The organism is Vibrio sp. Vb1755 (assembly GCF_033338635.1).
In the GTDB taxonomy this organism is placed as follows: Bacteria; Pseudomonadota; Gammaproteobacteria; order Enterobacterales; family Vibrionaceae; genus Vibrio; species Vibrio alginolyticus.
In genome coordinates, this window is the sequence record NZ_JAWOTA010000022.1 from 26,024 (window position 1) to 43,101 (window position 17,078).

17 protein-coding genes are annotated in these 17,078 nt (G+C 45.3%); 11 read left to right on the forward strand and 6 right to left on the reverse strand.

The annotated features are described in order from the left end of the window. Nucleotides 1-48: 48 nt before the first annotated feature. The 4 genes from ribE to pgpA all read left to right on the forward strand — a co-directional run bounded on the left by ribE (nt 49) and on the right by pgpA (nt 2,628). A complete protein-coding gene (gene ribE, locus R7E00_RS17205; RefSeq protein ID WP_005381572.1) occupies nt 49-519 on the forward strand; it encodes a 6,7-dimethyl-8-ribityllumazine synthase in 471 nt (156 codons plus the stop codon). Then, on the forward strand, nt 519-986 hold the full coding sequence (gene nusB / locus R7E00_RS17210) for a transcription antitermination factor NusB (RefSeq protein WP_005381571.1): 468 nt from the start codon (nt 519-521) through the stop codon (nt 984-986). Before ribE ends, nusB begins: the two co-directional genes overlap by 1 nt. Nucleotides 987-1,064: 78 nt before the next feature. Beyond that, entirely contained in the window at nt 1,065-2,030 is a 966-nt protein-coding gene (gene thiL / locus R7E00_RS17215) for a thiamine-phosphate kinase (protein ID WP_005381570.1), read from the forward strand. Nucleotides 2,031-2,121: 91 nt separating this feature from the next. Then, nucleotides 2,122-2,628, forward strand: coding sequence for a phosphatidylglycerophosphatase A (pgpA, locus tag R7E00_RS17220; protein ID WP_031780838.1), 507 nt, complete (start codon nt 2,122-2,124; stop codon nt 2,626-2,628). A gap of 46 nt (nt 2,629-2,674) precedes the next feature. Here the strand turns inward: pgpA and dxs are convergent, their stop codons facing one another. The 3 genes from dxs to xseB are packed head-to-tail and all read right to left on the reverse strand — an operon-like array spanning nt 2,675 to nt 5,709. After that, the gene (gene dxs, locus R7E00_RS17225) at nt 2,675-4,540 is read right to left on the reverse strand and encodes a 1-deoxy-D-xylulose-5-phosphate synthase (RefSeq protein ID WP_206958413.1); all 1,866 of its coding nucleotides are present in this window, start codon (nt 4,538-4,540) and stop codon (nt 2,675-2,677) included. A 20-nt stretch (nt 4,541-4,560) separates the two neighbouring features. After that, on the reverse strand, nt 4,561-5,445 hold the full coding sequence (gene ispA / locus R7E00_RS17230; protein ID WP_213908014.1) for a (2E,6E)-farnesyl diphosphate synthase: 885 nt from the start codon (nt 5,443-5,445) through the stop codon (nt 4,561-4,563). 21 nt (nt 5,446-5,466) lie between these two features. After that, complete coding sequence (xseB, locus tag R7E00_RS17235; protein WP_005381566.1) at nt 5,467-5,709, reverse strand: exodeoxyribonuclease VII small subunit; 243 nt, start codon at nt 5,707-5,709, stop codon at nt 5,467-5,469. A 263-nt stretch (nt 5,710-5,972) separates the two neighbouring features. Between xseB and pomA the strand changes: the two genes are divergently transcribed. From pomA to rlmM, 7 genes are all read left to right on the forward strand, one after another. Continuing rightward, nucleotides 5,973-6,734: a flagellar motor protein PomA gene (gene pomA / locus R7E00_RS17240; protein WP_005381564.1), complete on the forward strand. Its 762-nt coding sequence runs from the start codon at nt 5,973-5,975 to the stop codon at nt 6,732-6,734. A gap of 14 nt (nt 6,735-6,748) precedes the next feature. Further along, the gene (locus R7E00_RS17245; protein WP_005383619.1) at nt 6,749-7,696 is read left to right on the forward strand and encodes a flagellar motor protein MotB; all 948 of its coding nucleotides are present in this window, start codon (nt 6,749-6,751) and stop codon (nt 7,694-7,696) included. A 211-nt stretch (nt 7,697-7,907) separates the two neighbouring features. Further along, on the forward strand, nt 7,908-9,356 hold the full coding sequence (gene thiI / locus R7E00_RS17250) for a tRNA uracil 4-sulfurtransferase ThiI (protein ID WP_256900438.1): 1,449 nt from the start codon (nt 7,908-7,910) through the stop codon (nt 9,354-9,356). A 510-nt stretch (nt 9,357-9,866) separates the two neighbouring features. Next, entirely contained in the window at nt 9,867-10,787 is a 921-nt protein-coding gene (locus R7E00_RS17255; RefSeq protein WP_005383616.1) for a transcriptional regulator GcvA, read from the forward strand. Further along, nucleotides 10,768-11,391, forward strand: a complete 624-nt coding sequence (locus tag R7E00_RS17260; RefSeq protein ID WP_053306527.1) for an alpha/beta fold hydrolase — start codon at nt 10,768-10,770, stop codon at nt 11,389-11,391. Before R7E00_RS17255 ends, R7E00_RS17260 begins: the two co-directional genes overlap by 20 nt. Continuing rightward, a complete protein-coding gene (locus tag R7E00_RS17265; protein WP_053306526.1) occupies nt 11,381-11,779 on the forward strand; it encodes a DUF423 domain-containing protein in 399 nt (132 codons plus the stop codon). Before R7E00_RS17260 ends, R7E00_RS17265 begins: the two co-directional genes overlap by 11 nt. Then, nucleotides 11,776-12,867, forward strand: coding sequence for a 23S rRNA (cytidine(2498)-2'-O)-methyltransferase RlmM (gene rlmM, locus R7E00_RS17270; protein WP_017820611.1), 1,092 nt, complete (start codon nt 11,776-11,778; stop codon nt 12,865-12,867). The genes R7E00_RS17265 and rlmM overlap by 4 nt, the downstream gene beginning before the upstream one ends. 108 nt (nt 12,868-12,975) lie before the next feature. Here the strand turns inward: rlmM and xni are convergent, their stop codons facing one another. The 3 genes from xni to R7E00_RS17285 form a co-directional block, all read right to left on the reverse strand. Further along, complete coding sequence (xni, locus tag R7E00_RS17275) at nt 12,976-13,758, reverse strand: flap endonuclease Xni (RefSeq protein ID WP_053306525.1); 783 nt, start codon at nt 13,756-13,758, stop codon at nt 12,976-12,978. A gap of 58 nt (nt 13,759-13,816) precedes the next feature. Next, nucleotides 13,817-15,193 carry a nucleotide 5'-monophosphate nucleosidase PpnN gene (ppnN, locus tag R7E00_RS17280; RefSeq protein WP_005383611.1) on the reverse strand — a complete coding sequence of 459 codons (1,377 nt, stop codon included), beginning with the start codon at nt 15,191-15,193 and terminating at the stop codon, nt 13,817-13,819. Between the two features lie 291 nt (nt 15,194-15,484). Next, the gene (locus tag R7E00_RS17285) at nt 15,485-17,050 is read right to left on the reverse strand and encodes a sensor domain-containing diguanylate cyclase (RefSeq protein WP_262606316.1); all 1,566 of its coding nucleotides are present in this window, start codon (nt 17,048-17,050) and stop codon (nt 15,485-15,487) included. Nucleotides 17,051-17,078 lie beyond the last annotated feature (28 nt).

The window sequence follows — 17,078 nt, forward strand, 5'->3', positions numbered from 1 at the left end:
TCACTTGATGAACATATTTCACTTATAAATAGAGTTAAAGGAACGCTTATGAAAGTGATCGAGGGTGGCTTCCCAGCGCCAAATGCAAAAATTGCTATCGTTATTTCTCGTTTCAACAGTTTTATTAACGAAAGCCTACTTTCTGGTGCGATCGATACACTAAAGCGTCACGGACAAGTAAGCGAAGACAACATCACGGTTGTGCGTTGTCCAGGTGCCGTAGAACTACCTCTAGTAGCTCAGCGTGTTGCTAAAACTGGCAAATTCGACGCTATTGTTTCTCTAGGGTCTGTTATTCGCGGTGGAACGCCTCACTTTGACTATGTTTGTAGTGAAATGAACAAAGGTCTAGCACAAGTGTCTATGGAATTCAGCATTCCAGTAGCATTTGGTGTTTTGACTGTTGATACGATCGATCAAGCGATTGAACGCGCAGGAACCAAGGCTGGTAATAAAGGTGCAGAGGCTGCACTAAGCGCACTTGAAATGATTAATGTACTATCTGAAATTGATTCCTAATGGGGGCCAGTGTGAAACCAGCCGCACGTCGTAACGCACGTCAATTCGCTCTACAGGCGATCTACTCATGGCAAATTACTAAAGAGAATGTTGCCAAGATTGAAGAACAGTTTTTGTCTGGCGACAAATACGATGAAGAAGAACTTCATGCATCTGAGCCAGCGCTTGCTGCTCCAGAGACAGACGTAGCTTACTTCCGTGAACTATTAAGCGGTGTTGTACTTAGCCACGCTGAGCTAGATAGCAAAATTCGTCCATACATCTCTCGTCCTATGCAGGATTTAGATATGATGGAACTTGCTCTTCTTCGCCTTGCTATGTACGAGATGACTCGTCGCGAAGATGTTCCTTACAAAGTTGTTATCAATGAAGCGATTGAACTTGCAAAAGTTTTCGCAGCAGAAGATAGCCACAAGTTTGTGAATGGTGTACTTGATAAAGCAGCACCTCACATTCGTAAGAAATAACGATTTCTTCAATGAAAAGGTCAGCACATGCTGACCTTTTTTGTATCAAAAGCTTTTACATCAAAAAGTAAGTGAATTATGTCTGGTGAATTTAATCTGATAGACAAATACTTCGTCGGTCGTCAGAGCCAACGTAAAGATGTCCATCTAGCCGCTGGTGATGATTGCGCTTTGGTCAAAGCGCCAGCTAATGTTCAGATTGCGATTAGCACGGATACATTGGTAGCTGGAACGCATTTCTTAGCCGACGCGAACCCAGCATGGGTCGCACACAAAGCATTGGCTTCTAACATCAGTGATTTGGCGGCGATGGGCGCAACGCCTGCGTGGGTGAGCTTTGCATTAACGATGCCTGAGCCAGATGAAGAATGGCTTGCACCTTTCTGTGATGCATTTTTCGAACTGGCTGATTACTATGGTATTCAGTTAATAGGCGGTGATACCACCAAAGGCCCATTGTGTCTGACACTGACGGTGCAAGGTTTTGTACCTGAAGACAAAGCGCTCACGCGATCCGGCGCCAAGCCTGGGGATTGGGTATACGTAACGGGAAACCTTGGCGATGCAAAAGCTGGCTTGGATGTGATTCTAGATGACTCTCTGCGCAGTAGAGCCGGCGCGGAAGCACTAGAGCGAGCTCATTACCTTAGTTCTCCGCGTGTGCTTGCTGGACAAGCTCTTGTTGGCTTAGCCTCTTCGGCGATAGATATTTCAGATGGTTTAATCTCTGATATTAAGCACATTTTACAGCGATCTCAGGTTGGAGTGAGTATTGATGTCTCTCAGCTACCGATCTCTTCAGAATTAGTCCAGTTTTTAGATGATAAGATCAGCGCGCAGCAGTATGCTTTAGCAAGTGGCGAAGAATACGAGTTGTGTTTTACCGTGCCGGAGCAAAATCGAGGCTCGTTACAAAGCGCTTTATCTCATACTGGCTGTAAGGTCACATGTATTGGTCAAATCCGACCAAATGGAACCTTCGAGCTGCATGATAACAATCAACCACTTGATTGGGACTTAAGTGGCTTCGACCACTTTAAATGATCTGAGCTAAGCTCTAGCCAAGAGCCTGTTACTATTGAGCAACTCACAGGCATGACGATTGAAACCAAACTAGCAGTATAGGTTTAAGGATATGACCAACCCTCTTTCTCTGATTTCATTAAAGAACCCGTGGCATCTATTGGCGACGGGTTTTGGCAGTGGATTATCCCCGTTTATCCCTGGAACAATGGGCACACTGGCGGCCGTGCCTTTCTTTTTGTTGTTGGCACAATTACCATTTACGGCGTATGTCATTGTTGTTCTGATTTCGTGTGTGATCGGCATTCAAATATGCCAAGTGACGTCTGCAGACATGAAGGTGCATGATCATGGTTCAATCGTATGGGATGAGTTTGCAGGCTTTTGGATTACGATGAGCATTGTACCTGCACTGAATATTCCACTCACTGAATGGAAGTGGTTGATCACTGGCTTCATCTTATTTCGTTTTTTCGATATGGTAAAACCTTGGCCAATTGGGTGGCTAGATAAGCGAGTTCACGGTGGGCTGGGTATTATGGTTGATGATATCGTGGCGGGAGTTATGGCCGGTGTTGCCCTGTTTCTAGTCGCAAAATATGCGGGCTGGATGAACTAAACACTGAACGTAAAAAAGGGATGCTATGAACATCCCTTTTTACATTCTATTTTGCTAAATAATCCAAGATGGATTTTTCAATTCCTTTTGCATCGAGACCAAGCTCTTCATGCAGTTCATCTTGTGTTCCCTGATGAATAAACTCATCTGGTAAACCTAGGTTCAACACAGGTTTAATGATTTTATCTTTCATCATGAACTCAACGACACCAGCGCCAGCACCACCCGCGATAACATTTTCTTCTAACGTCACGAGCACGTCATGATCTGCGGCTAGTTGACGAATCAATGCCTCATCGAGCGGCTTCACAAAGCGCATATCAGCAACAGTGGCGTTAAGGTATTCTGCCGCTTCTAGCGCGTTGCCCAAGAAAGTACCAAAGTTCAGAATAGCAACTTTTTCACCTTGGCGAACCATGCGCCCTTTACCGATTTCTAACGCCGTAAACTCAGTTTCGATTTCTACGCCCATGCCGCTACCACGAGGGTATCGAACCGCACTCGGGCCAGAATGCTTATGGCCAGTGTAAAGCATTTGTCGGCACTCGTTTTCGTCGCTTGGCGCCATGATCACCATGTTCGGAATACAGCGCATAAAGCTCAAATCGAACGCACCTTGGTGAGTTTGACCATCTGCGCCAACGAGACCTGCGCGGTCGATCGCAAACATCACTGGTAAGTCCATGATCGCGATGTCGTGGATCAATTGGTCATAACCACGTTGCAAGAAAGTCGAATAGATAGCAACGATTGGATGATCGCCCGCAATTGCCATGCCTGTTGCCAGTGTCACCGCGTGCTGCTCAGCAATCGCCACATCAAAGTATTGGTCTGGGTACTCTTTTGAGAAACGCACCATACCTGATCCTTCGCGCATTGCTGGCGTAATTGCCATTAGCTTAGGATCTTGGGCCGCCATGTCACATAAAAAGTCACCAAAGATCTTTGAGTAAGTTGGCTTACCGCCACTGCTTTTCGGTAGACAGTTATGCGTTGGATCGAATTTAGGAACACCATGGTAGCCGATAGGATCTTTCTCGGCAGGCTCATAACCTTTGCCTTTCTTGGTCATGATGTGTAAGAACTGAGGACCTTTGAGCTCACGCATGTTTTTTAGCGTTTTGACGAGTTCATTGACGTCGTGCCCATCAATCGGGCCAATGTAATTAAAGCCGAATTCTTCGAATAGAGTACCAGGCACTACCATGCCTTTTAGGTGCTCTTCCGTACGGCGAACCAACTCTTTAATAGGTGGAACACCAGACAGCACTTTCTTGCCGCCTTCACGGATAGAAGTGTATAAGCTACCAGAAAGTACCTTTGCAAGGTGGTTATTCAGGGCGCCGACGTTTTCTGAAATCGACATTTCGTTGTCGTTCAAAATCACCAACATATCAGGATGAACGTCGCCAGCGTGGTTCATGGCTTCGAATGCCATGCCTGCTGTAATTGCGCCATCGCCAATCACACTGACAATTTTACGGCCTTTGCCTTCTTTTTGTGCGCTGATGGCCAAGCCAAGACCTGCACTGATAGATGTCGAAGAGTGACCGACAGACAACGTGTCATATTCACTTTCTTCACGCCAGGGGAAAGGGTGTAGACCATCCTTTTGGCGAATTGTTGGCATTTTATCGCGACGTCCGGTGAGGATTTTGTGCGGGTAAGCCTGATGACCAACATCCCAAATCAATTTGTCGATAGGGGTGTTGTAAACATAATGCAGAGCGACAGTTAGCTCTACGGTGCCTAAGCCAGACGCTAAGTGTCCGCTAGATTGGCTCACTGAATTTAGCAGATACGTTCGCAGTTCATCACACAGATTTGGTAATGTTTCTTTCGGAAGAAGACGTAATTCTTCCGGTGTATTTGCTAACGCCAGTGTTGGGTACTTTGAAATATCAAGAGTCATATAAATGCGCGCTTATAGTGTTAATTTTTGCGCTCGATGACATATCGGGCGAACTCTTCGAGTAACTGAGTATTGTATGGGATAGCTTCCAATGCTTGAAGTGCTTCCTGTAACAGAGTGTGAGCTTTCTCTATGGCTCCCTCTAAACCCAGCAGGGAAGGATAAGTGCTCTTATTCAGACCTTGGTCGGAACCTTGAGGCTTACCCAGTGTTTCTGTGTCACTGATGATATCAAGAATATCGTCTTGAACCTGAAACGCCAAACCAATTGCTTTTGAGTAGCGCTCCAAGTGAGGTAGAACCTCGATACCTTTCTCACCAGCAGCTAATGCACCTAATTTTACCGCACAATCAATCAGAGCTCCGGTTTTTTTACGGTGTATCTCTTCCATTTCTTCAAGAGAAACTAGGCGATTCTCCGCGCCTAAATCTAAGGCTTGCCCTACACACATGCCGCTGGCACCAGAGGAATGCGCTAAGGCTTTGATCATATTGATGCGTTGAGCTTCTGCCGCTGAGCTTAATTGACCATCAGCAATAATAGTGAAGGCAAGAGTTTGTAGTGCATCACCTGTCAGTATTGCGGTTGCTTCATCAAACTTAATATGACAAGTTGGTTGACCTCGACGCAGTTCATCATCGTCCATGGCTGGCAGATCATCATGAATGAGTGAGTAGGCATGTATACATTCGATAGCAGCGGCGGGGGTGTCTAAGTCTTCAGGTTTACAGCCGAGCATTTGACCTGTGATGTAAACAAGAAAAGGGCGAACGCGTTTCCCACCTAGCAAAAGGCCGTATTTCATTGCTTGAATCAATGGCTGCTCTTGATATGGAAGCTGATCGAGCCACAAATTCAATTGCTGATTGTTTCTTTGTTGAAAAGACGTCAATGTCTGTTGCATCACATTGCTCACTACTGATTGTTATTCTGAATCTGGTTTGAAGTCACTCAGTGGTGCTTCATCATCTTCACTAAGAAGAATGCTCACGCGTTGTTCGGCGTCGCTTAATTTAGTTTGGCCTGCACGAGCTAAGGCAATGCCTCGTTCAAACTTACGCAGAGCATCATCTAGAGCAAGATCGCCATTTTCTAATTGATCAACCAAGCTATCAAGCTCTTCAATGGTTGCTTCAAAGGTCATGTTTTCTGGTTTCTTGACCGCCATCTTTTTTCTGCCTTAATCAAGCCTCGGGTAAGATGCACGAAAGTTACCTTAGCCTAGTAACTTGGTCAAATTTAACCTTATATAATTGTCACAAAATTAGCGTTCAACGAGTCTAAGCGGTGAAACCCCATATTTTGGTTGAGGTTGTTAAGTGTAATTTGTGATCCATTAGCTAAGATTTTTCTAAAAATTCTGCGCGAGTTGTCGATACAGGTAATAATCCGCCCAATGGCAGTATTTGAGTATAGCGTGAGGAGTGCTTTGTGGATTTAGCAACCCTGTTAGGTTTGATTGGTGGTTTTGCATTCGTCATTATGGCGATGGTGCTTGGTGGCAGCATCGGCATGTTTGTCGATGTCACGTCGATCCTTATTGTCGTTGGTGGCTCAATATTCGTCGTGTTGATGAAGTTCACAATGGGACAGTTTTTTGGTGCGACAAAGATTGCTGGCAAAGCCTTCATGTTTAAAGCGGATGAACCCGAAGACCTGATCGCAAAAATTGTGGAAATGGCCGATGCGGCGCGTAAAGGTGGTTTTCTTGCTCTTGAAGAGATGGAAATAAACAACACATTCATGCAGAAAGGCATTGATCTACTGGTTGATGGCCATGATGCCGACGTTGTGAGAGCGGCACTCAAAAAAGACATCGCGCTTACGGATGAACGACATACGCAAGGTACTGGTGTATTTCGCGCCTTTGGCGACGTTGCTCCTGCGATGGGAATGATTGGCACCTTGGTTGGTCTTGTTGCGATGCTTTCAAACATGGATGATCCAAAAGCGATTGGACCAGCAATGGCCGTTGCACTCTTGACCACATTGTATGGCGCGATCCTGTCCAATATGGTGTTTTTCCCTATTGCGGATAAGCTTTCTCTTCGCCGTGACCAAGAAACGCTAAATCGCCGTTTGATCATGGATGGCGTATTAGCGATTCAAGATGGCCAAAACCCGCGAGTGATCGATAGTTACTTGAAGAACTACCTCAATGAAGGTAAACGTGCCCTTGAGATTGACGAGTAACTTGGAGAGTCGTGATGGATGATGAAGATAACAAATGCGATTGTCCGCCACCTGGCCTCCCGTTATGGATGGGGACATTCGCAGATTTGATGTCGCTACTGATGTGTTTCTTTGTTCTTCTGCTCTCGTTTTCTGAGATGGATGTACTGAAGTTCAAACAAATTGCAGGATCAATGAAATTTGCCTTCGGTGTGCAAAATCAGCTTGAAGTGAAAGACATTCCCAAAGGTACTAGCATTATTGCCCAAGAGTTTCGACCGGGTCGGCCGGAACCAACTCCGATTGATGTCATCATGCAGCAAACCATGGACATCACTCAGCAGACGCTCGAATTTCATGAAGGGGAGTCTGATCGAGCTGGTGGCACAAAACGTGATGAAGGCAAGTTAACGGGTGGGCAATCGCCAGAAACGTCAACTCAAAACAATGAATCTGCCGAAGCGGACATGCAGCAACAGCAATCTAAAGAGATGTCGCAAGAGATGGAAACCTTGATGGAAAGCATCAAGAAAGCCTTAGAGCGAGAGATTGAACAAGGCGCCATTGAAGTTGAAAACCTCGGTCAGCAGATTGTTATACGTATGCGTGAAAAAGGTGCATTCCCAGAAGGTTCGGCCTTCTTGCAGCCTAAGTTTCGTCCTTTAGTTCGTCAGATTGCAGAGCTAGTAAAAGACGTGCCAGGCATTGTTCGAGTATCTGGCCATACAGACAATCGACCGCTAGACTCGGAACTTTATCGTTCTAACTGGGATCTCTCTTCTCAGCGTGCAGTATCAGTCGCGCAAGAGATGGAGAAAGTGAGAGGCTTCTCTCATCAACGTTTAAGAGTACGAGGCATGGCGGATACGGAACCCTTGTTACCGAATGATTCTGATGACAATCGCGCACTTAACCGACGGGTTGAAATCAGCATTATGCAAGGCGAGCCTCTCTACAGTGAAGAAGTGCCGGTAATTCAATAACTAGGCTTTAGTTTTAAGTCAGTAAAGAGATAAGAAAGCGAGCAGATTGCTCGCTTTTTTTGTTTTTCCAATCCGCTTGGGTGTATAATCTTGCGCCTTAAAAGTGAGCTCAGACTACTTTTTGTGACTGAAACGCGGTTTTACTGCGTATGAAGTATTGAAGTTGAGTGTCACTCTTTGTTGATTGCGAAACTAACCTGCGAATTAGACTATGAAATTTATTGTAAAGCCCCATCCAGAAATTTTTGTAAAAAGTGAATCTGTGCGTAAGCGCTTCACAAAGATTTTAGAGTGCAACATTCGTAACATCATTAAGAGCCGCACGGAGTCTGTCGCGGTATTTAACCGTCGTGATCACATTGAAGTGACCTCTGAGAGTAACGAATTCCACGCTGAAGTTCTTGAGGTTTTGACTCATACACCAGGCATTCACCACGTACTGGAAGTGAAGCAAACTGAATTTAAAGACTTGCACGATATCTTCGAGCAAGTACTAGAACTCAACCGTGCTGCACTCGAAAATAAAACCTTTGTTGTACGTGCGAAGCGTCGTGGCAAGCATGACTTTACCTCTATTGAACTAGAGCGTTATGTAGGCGGTGGTTTAAATCAAGCGATTGAAAGCGCTAGTGTTAAGCTACGAAACCCAGACGTGACGATCAAGGTAGAAGTCTCGAACGACAAGCTAAACCAAGTATTGTCTCGTCATAAAGGCCTAGGTGGTTTCCCACTGGGTACGCAAGAAGACGTGTTAAGCCTGATCTCGGGTGGTTTCGACTCTGGTGTTTCAAGCTATCTTCATATCAAGCGTGGTTCAAAAGTACATTACTGCTTCTTTAACTTAGGTGGTCCAGCACACGAAATCGGCGTTAAACAGGTTTCTCACTACCTATGGAACAAATACGGTTCTTCAGCAAAAGTACGTTTTATCTCAGTTGATTTCGAGCCTGTGGTTGCGGAAATTCTAGAGAAAGTCGATGACGGCCAAATGGGCGTGATCTTGAAGCGTATGTTTATGCGTGCAGCAGGCATGATCGCCCAGAAGATGAAGATCGAAGCATTGGTAACAGGTGAAGCGCTAGGTCAAGTATCGAGCCAAACGTTAACCAATCTACGCCACATCGATAACGTAACTGACACGCTGATTCTGCGTCCACTTATCAACTGGGATAAAGAAGACATCATCAATCTAGCACGTGAAATCGGCACAGAAGATTTCGCAAAGACAATGCCAGAATACTGTGGTGTTATCTCTAAGAAGCCAACCGTGAAAGCGGTGAAAGGCAAGCTAGAAGCTGAAGAAGAGAAATTCGACTTTAGTATCCTTGAGAAAGTGGTTCAAGAAGCTCGCATGATGGACATTCGTGATATCGCGAAAGAGTCTGAGCAAGCCGCACCAGAAGTAGAGCAAGTTCAAGCGGTAGAAGAGCACGCGGTTGTGCTAGATATTCGTAGTCCTGAAGAGGAAGAAGATAACCCACTTGAAATCGAAGATGTGGATGTGAAACATATCCCTTTCTACAAGCTGGGTACACAGTTTGGTGACTTAGACCAGTCTAAGACATACCTACTTTACTGTGACCGCGGTGTGATGAGCCGTCTGCAAGCGCTTTACTTGCAAGAGCAAGGCTTCAGCAACGTAAAAGTTTACCGTCCATAGCTGACTGTTAAAATACGTTAAAAGGCGCAAATTGAGACATCAATTTGCGCCTTTTTTGTTTTTGATCGCGTTACAGACAACCATTACTTAGCATAATGTTGAGGCTTATCGCAAAGCCATACACTTTGTGTTGATATAACGATAATTAATCCGAAAGAAGAGTAATAAAGTGATATTGCTGCCAGATATGCGGATGAGATTTTTGATAGATAAAAAAACACCGCCTAATTTAGGCGGTGTAACAAATTTGACAGACAGGTCAAAAATAAATACAGGAAGTATATGTTTTGTCACAGGGAGTGTGGACAAAACATTATGGTAGAAATCTACCTAACTCGAAATACGAGTTTGCAAACACAACATCGCAACAACGAAGCCAATTGATTTCCAAAGAAATCAAGCCGTTCAGGCCCGTGTTGCGGGGTGAAATATAGAATTTATCTGGCTGTTCGACAACGGACATTTTATAATGTTTCAGATTAAAAAAACTAATCCTATTAGAGGTCCCATATGTCTCGCAGATTGCCTCCATTAAATTCGCTTCGAGTCTTCGAAGCGGCTGCTCGTCATCTCAGTTTTACACGAGCAGCAGAAGAGTTATTTGTTACTCAAGCCGCGGTCAGTCACCAGATTAAAGCGCTTGAAGAGTTCTTATCATTGAAGCTCTTCCGTCGACGTAATCGTTCTTTGTTGTTAACAGAAGAAGGCCAAAGTTACTTTCTCGATATCAAAGATATTTTCACCTCGATTGCGGAAGCGACAGATAAGGTGTTGGAACGTAGCGAAAAAGGGGCATTGACGATTAGCCTACCGCCGAGTTTTGCTATCCAATGGCTTGTACCTCGTTTGGCCGATTTTAATGCTCAAGAGCCCGATATCGATGTACGTATTAAAGCCGTAGATATGGATGAAGGCTCACTGACTGATGATGTTGATGTGGCGATCTACTATGGCCGAGGGAACTGGCCAGGTTTGCGAGCAGATAAATTGTACCAAGAGTTTTTGATCCCACTTTGTTCACCTTCATTACTTTTGGGTAACAAACCATTAGAATCTTTAAGTGACCTCAAATTACATACTTTGTTACACGATACTTCGCGTAAAGACTGGAAGCAGTTTGCTCGTCATTACAACATTGAAGGCATCAACGTAAACCACGGTCCTATTTTTAGTCACTCAACGATGGTGCTACAGGCTGCTGCGCACGGTCAGGGGGTCGCGCTCGGTAACAACGTACTCGCCAAACCTGAAATGGAAGCCGGACGACTCATTGCACCATTCGACGAAGTGTTGATATCCAAGAATGCATTCTATGTGGTGTGTCATGAACAGCAGGCAGATATGGGCCGAATCGCAACGTTTAGAGACTGGATGTTGGCAACCGCGAGAAAAGAACAAGAGGAAGTATTGGATGAATCACTGGATAGCTGAGGGGCCTGAAAACGGACCGCTGTTTATTTTTGCTCACGGCGCAGGTGCGGGGATGGAGCATGACTTCATGACAGCGGTCGCCAAAGGATTAGTGGAGCAAGGTATTCGTGTAGTGCGTTTTAATTTCCCTTACATGGTGAAACGTTCGGAAGATGGCAAAAAGCGTCCGCCCGATCGCGCGCCAAAGTTGCTTGAAGCATACAGCGAAGTGATCGCTCACTTTGCTTTTTCTCCCGTGGTTATTGGTGGTAAGTCAATGGGCGGTCGTATGTCGAGCTTGTTGGCTGAAAATGAGCTGGTGGCGGGCATTGCCTGTTTAGGTTTTCCATTTCACCCGCCGGGAAAGCCAGAGAAATACAAAGGCGAGCACTTAGCAACCATTGAGAAACCTACGCTGATTCTGCAAGGGGAGCGAGACACCTTTGGTAAGCGTGAGGAATTCGATGATTTCGTCCTTTCGTCGCAAGTAACTGTGAGCTTTTTACCTGATGGTGACCACAGCTTCAAACCGCGCAAGATCTCAGGTCATACTGAAGTGGGTAACATTACACTCGCGATAGAGCAGTTAGCGGCGTTTATAAAAGAGGTGTACAGTGAAAAGTAAGTGGTTACTCTCACTCTCTGGATTGTCTGGGCTGCTTTCGGTCGCTCTTGGAGCATTTGCTGCTCATGGGTTAAAAGCGACACTGGCCCCTTATTTGCTCGGTGTATTTGAGACCGGAGTTCTGTATCAATTTATTCACACGTTGGCGATTGTGTTTTGTGCCATTCTGCTTCTGCTCAATTTGGGACAAAAAGCACAAAAATATTTTTTCATTGCGGCGATTTGCTTTATTATCGGCATCTTTTGTTTTAGCGGCAGTCTTTACGCGCTGGCGCTGACGGGCATTAAGTGGTTTGGACCAATTACTCCTGTGGGAGGATTACTGTTCATGATTGGTTGGTGTCTGTTCTTTTTTGCTGCGTTCAATATCAAAGAGGTCTCCAAGTGAAACAACTAATGCTCTATTGCCGTTCTGGCTTTGAGAAAGAGTGTGCTGGTGAAATTCAGGACAAAGCGACACAGTTGGAAGTGTATGGCTTCCCTCGTGTGAAGAGAAACTCAGGTTATGTTGTCTTCGAGTGTTACCAAGATGGAGATGCCGACAAACTTGCGAGAGGTTTAGACTTTAAGTCTTTAATTTTTGCTCGACAAATGTTTGCGGTAGCAGCTGAGTTTCAATCGTTGCCAAGTGATGACCGAATTAGTCCAATTTTGAATGAACTAGCAGACATCGAAGCATTCCCTCGTTGTGGTGATTTGAGAATTGAAACGCCAGATACAAATGAAGCGAAAGAGTTACTGAAATTCTGCCGTAAGTTTACCGTCCCAATGCGTCAAGCGTTGCGCGGCAAAGGCTTAATGCTGAACAAAGATAACGCGAAAAAACCAGTACTGCACATTTGCTTTGTTGAGCCTGGCCACTGTTACGTTGGTTACTCTTACACTGACAACAACTCACAGTTCTTCATGGGTATCCCTCGCCTTAAATTCCCAGCAGACGCTCCAAGTCGTTCAACACTTAAACTGGAAGAAGCATTTCATGTCTTTATTCCACGTGAAGAGTGGGATGAGCGTTTGGCACCAGGTATGTGGGGTGTGGATTTAGGTGCATGTCCAGGCGGTTGGACGTACCAATTAGTGAAGCGCTCAATGTTCGTTCACTGCGTTGATAACGGCATGATGGCAGACAGTTTGATGGAAACTGGCCAGATCAAGCACCATATGGTGGATGGTTTTAAGTTCGAACCAGACCGCAAGAACGTAACATGGATTGTTTGTGACATGGTGGAAAAGCCAGCTCGTGTTGCTCACCTGATGGGACAGTGGCTGTTAAAAGGTTGGGCAAAAGAGGCCATCTTTAACCTTAAGCTGCCAATGAAAGGGCGTTATGACGAAGTGCTGCAAGACCTTGAAAATCTCAAGCAGTTCCTCATTGATAATAAGGTAAAGTTCAAGCTACAAGCTAAACATTTGTATCATGATCGTGAAGAGATCACGATTCATATCCAATGTCTGTCGAATATTTCACCTTACTAACTTTATTCCCTGAGTCTTTTGGGGATAGTGATTAGGATAGAAAAAGCGCCTTCAAATGGCGCTTTTTTAATATCTGAGGGTTTCATGGTGTGAAACTACCATCGGGCACTACTCCGCTTTGTTTGGCCCTAAAAAGCGAATATCTTGCAAGTTAAAGCCTAGTTCGATATCGCACTTTAAAGCGGCGACGCGTTTACATAAACGAGCAGATTCAATGTGCTCATCCAATTTTTTACGGTATTTCGGTACGAGATCTTCACTAGCGTAGGCTGCTTCAATACTCTCAAACTGAGTGAGAATCTCTTTCGCTGCTTTCGGGCCAATTCCAGGTACGCCCGGAACCTGGCTAGAGCTTATCCCTGTTAATCCCCAGTAATCCGCTAGTTGACTTGGTTTTACGCCGAACTCTTTTTCGAGAAATGGTTCATCTAACCAACGGTGTTGGAAATAATCACGGATTTGTAGGGTAGGGGAAAGTAGCTGGCAGTAACCTTTGTCTGTGGAAACGATGGTGACTTTTTCACCATGGCTGGCCACTTTCGTTGCGAGTGTAGCAACCAAATCATCTGCTTCATCGCCTTCAGACAGCAATGAATCAATACCTTGCTCCCACCACGCTTGTTGAATCGCATCTAACCCTTGCAGTAGTGGCTGAGGCATTGGTTTTCGGTTTTGCTTATAGTCAGGGAGAATTTCAGCGCGCCAACCTCTGTCTTGTTCGTGGTGATCAAAAACCGCGATGATGTGTGTCGGGTTGGCCTCTGACAGAATGCGAGTGAGGGTTCTTTGCGTTGTGGTTATGGTTCTTGCTATGTCGGTTGGATCTGGTTGTGCTGAGTGCACTCGGCGGATCAGGTTTAGGGCATCAATGATAACAAGATGAATAGACATAATGACTTAGCAATAAAAAAGGGGCGTAATGCCCCTAGTGTAACGAATGCTAGCCTGACTATCGACCACCAATTTCCGGGTGAGCGATTCGATAACACGGTTCGTAGTCTGAACCGCCAGGTAATTTCATTCGGTGCTGTTCGACAAAGTCTTTTAGCAACTTATCGAGTTTTTTCATGAGGACTGCGTCGCCATGAATGGTGAAAGGCCCTCTACGTTCTATTTCTCGAATGCCTTCAGCCTTTACGTTACCTGCCACTATGCCAGAGAAGGCTTGACGCAAGTTGGCCGCTAAAACTTGCGGTTCTTGATCTAGGCTTAAATCCAATTGTTCCATCGACTCATGAGTAGGCTCGAATGGCAGTTGGAAGTTTGGCTCAATTTTCAATGACCAGTTAAAGCTGTACGCATCGCCTTTCTCTTTTCGGTGAAGGCGTACCGAGTCCATGGAGCGTTTCATAATACGAGCGACTTCTGCCGGGTCGTCAATGATGATCTCGTAGTGCTTTTGCCCTTCCTCACCAAGTGTGTCGCGAATGAACTCATCAATAGAGCGGAAGTACTCTTCACTCTCTTTTGGTCCTGTTAATACGATAGGCATTGGCTGATCGGCGTTATCCGGGTGCATCATGATGCCAAGAATGTACAGTAGCTCTTCCGCTGTGCCCGGGCCACCTGGGAAAATAACGATACCATGAGCCATACGGACGAAGGCTTCCAAGCGCTTTTCGATGTCGGGCATGATGACCAGTTCATTTACTATTGGGTTTGGTGGCTCGGCCGCAATAATCGAGGGCTCGGTTAAACCAAGATAACGTTGCTGAGTATAACGTTGCTTTGCGTGCCCAATCGCTGCACCTTTCATCGGCCCTTCCATTGCGCCAGGGCCGCAACCTGTACAGATGTTAAGTTCACGCAGGCCCAGTTCGTTACCCACTTCACGTGTGTACTGATACTCCACTCCATTGATAGAGTGACCACCCCAACATACGACAAGATTCGGTGCGATACCTGGAGTTAATGCTCTGGCATTACGAAGAATGCCGAACACGAGGTTCGTAATGTGAATTGGGTTAGTAAGGTTGAGCCGCTGGGCGTCTGCCAAATGCATGTTTACGTAAACGATATCACGCAATACGGAGAACAGATGCTCTTGGATACCTTTAATTATTTCGCCGTCAACAAAAGCGTGCTCTGGCGGATTAGTCAGTTCAAGCTTAATACCACGCTCACGACGCACGACGTTGACATCAAACGATTGGTATTTATCGAGCAGTTCTTTCGAGTTATCGGTATGGCTACCGGAGTTCAACACCGCTAATGTGCAATTACGGTACAGCTGATAAAGTTCACTCGAGGCTGTGTTCTTTAAGCGCTCTACTTCTAGTTGAGATAGCAAGTCCATGCTACCAGCGGGGCTTATATGGGTAATCATAACGCCTCCTTGTGTTGCATTAATTTGAGGGAAAGTACCAACTTACCTTTTTGGTGTTATACGTATGGTTTGATGAAAGGTAGTTGGCCGATTTGGTTTTATGGTTATCAACTCCCAAGCAACCTCAAGATGATACATTTGCCTTTTATAAATACATCATCTTGAAGTGACTTGGGTTTTTACAGCTTAGCAGACTAAAAGGGAAGAAATGTGATAACTCGTTGAAAATGGGTGGTTATAAAGCGTAGATTGCACCAAATTTGGTTTGTTTGCTCGCTTTTTGTACGAATCTTAGCTCCAGTTAAGCTGGTTTGTTCCACGTTTTTTAGCGTCCGCAAGCATCTTGCCAAGACGATCGAGCACATACTCTGGCGTATCGGACTCTTTGAAAGACGTCGATACAGCAGCTAAGGTAATCATGATATTTTGCTCACGGAACTTAAAGGGTAATTGGCTAATATCACGCTGGATATGCTTAATCAGATCCAGTGTGTATTCTTCAGATTGTTCCGGGACGAGTAGAATAAACTCCTCGCCACCAAAGCGAGCTACTGTTTCCGTTTCTGATACGCGCTTGTTAATAGTACGAGCGATGATCTTCAGCGCTTTATCGCCAGCCGTATAACCATAGCTATCATTCACCGCTTTGAAGTTGTCTACATCAAATAGCACAACACGAAGGTTTTGCTGAGAGCGAATCCAACGGCGATACTCTAGCTCTAGTCGATCGTTAAATGCAGTGCGGTTATAAACTTTAGTCAGCGGGTCGAGCAACATACGCTGAGCTTGGTCATCTAAGCGTCGACGATAATCTTGCGTAGTTTCAAATACCGCTTCGAGTTGGTTCTTACTGTAACTCAACCGTTCTTGCAGCGCTTGCTCTCGCTCTTCCGTCATTTTCAGTCGCTCTGTCAGCGACGCCATTTTTTCGAGAAGAGGCGTGATTTCTTTTTTCACAACCGCGATATCTTGAGCTTGATTAAGTGACTTTTGGCTTAATTCAACCAAGCTGTTCATTTCTGTGTTGAGCTCTTGGCGGTGTTCAAAGTAGGTATGATGCTGGTCGACGTTCTGATGAACGGTTTTTAGGTTACTTGCGAGAGAAGTGTTCAGCTGATCAAGGAATTGGCTAGACGCCTCGCGCTCGAACTTTGTTGCTTCGACAACCAATTTCAGCGTTGAGAGCGTAAGCTCAATGAGAGACTCGGCACTCACGCCAAGGAGCAACTTAGCGCGAATATCCAGCAATCTATCGCCTGATTCTCCTTCGAAATCCAGCTCTGTAATAGTATGTTGGAGGTCGCTGGCTAAGCACTCAAGCTGAGATCTGTCGGGATTGTTTTCAAATTCACTAAGATGTAGACGTGAATTAGACGTGATGATTTTCAGAGCGCGTTCGTAAATACTCAGTAGCTTAGTGGCTTGATCAGCTTTATTGCTGGCGTGAACTTCAGAGAAACTCATCAGGTTCCGTAGTTCACGTTTTAACTGCGCAGGTAAGCCAGTGACACGTTGCAGTGTTTCACCACTGTGCTTGATTTGTTCGTCAAGGTAACCGTTCTGTTTATCCATCGTCTTCGACTGCTGTTTGAGCATCCTCTCTAATACCGCTAAACGCGGGATAAGAATGCTGATATCTTTTTGATGTTGCAGCTCTTGTTGGATTTCAAATAGGTAGTTGGATACCTGAGTATTCGAACCCTGGCAAGCTGAAGACAATGATGCCACAACGCGTTTAAGAACTTGTTGTTCACGTTTGAATTTGAGTGAAGTATCACGATGAGTCAGTCTGAGTTGGTCAAGTTGACAACTCAGCTGATGCAGCTGCGACTGAATATCGGATTCCAAGATTCCCATGAAGTGACTACGGTTAAGTCCATGTACT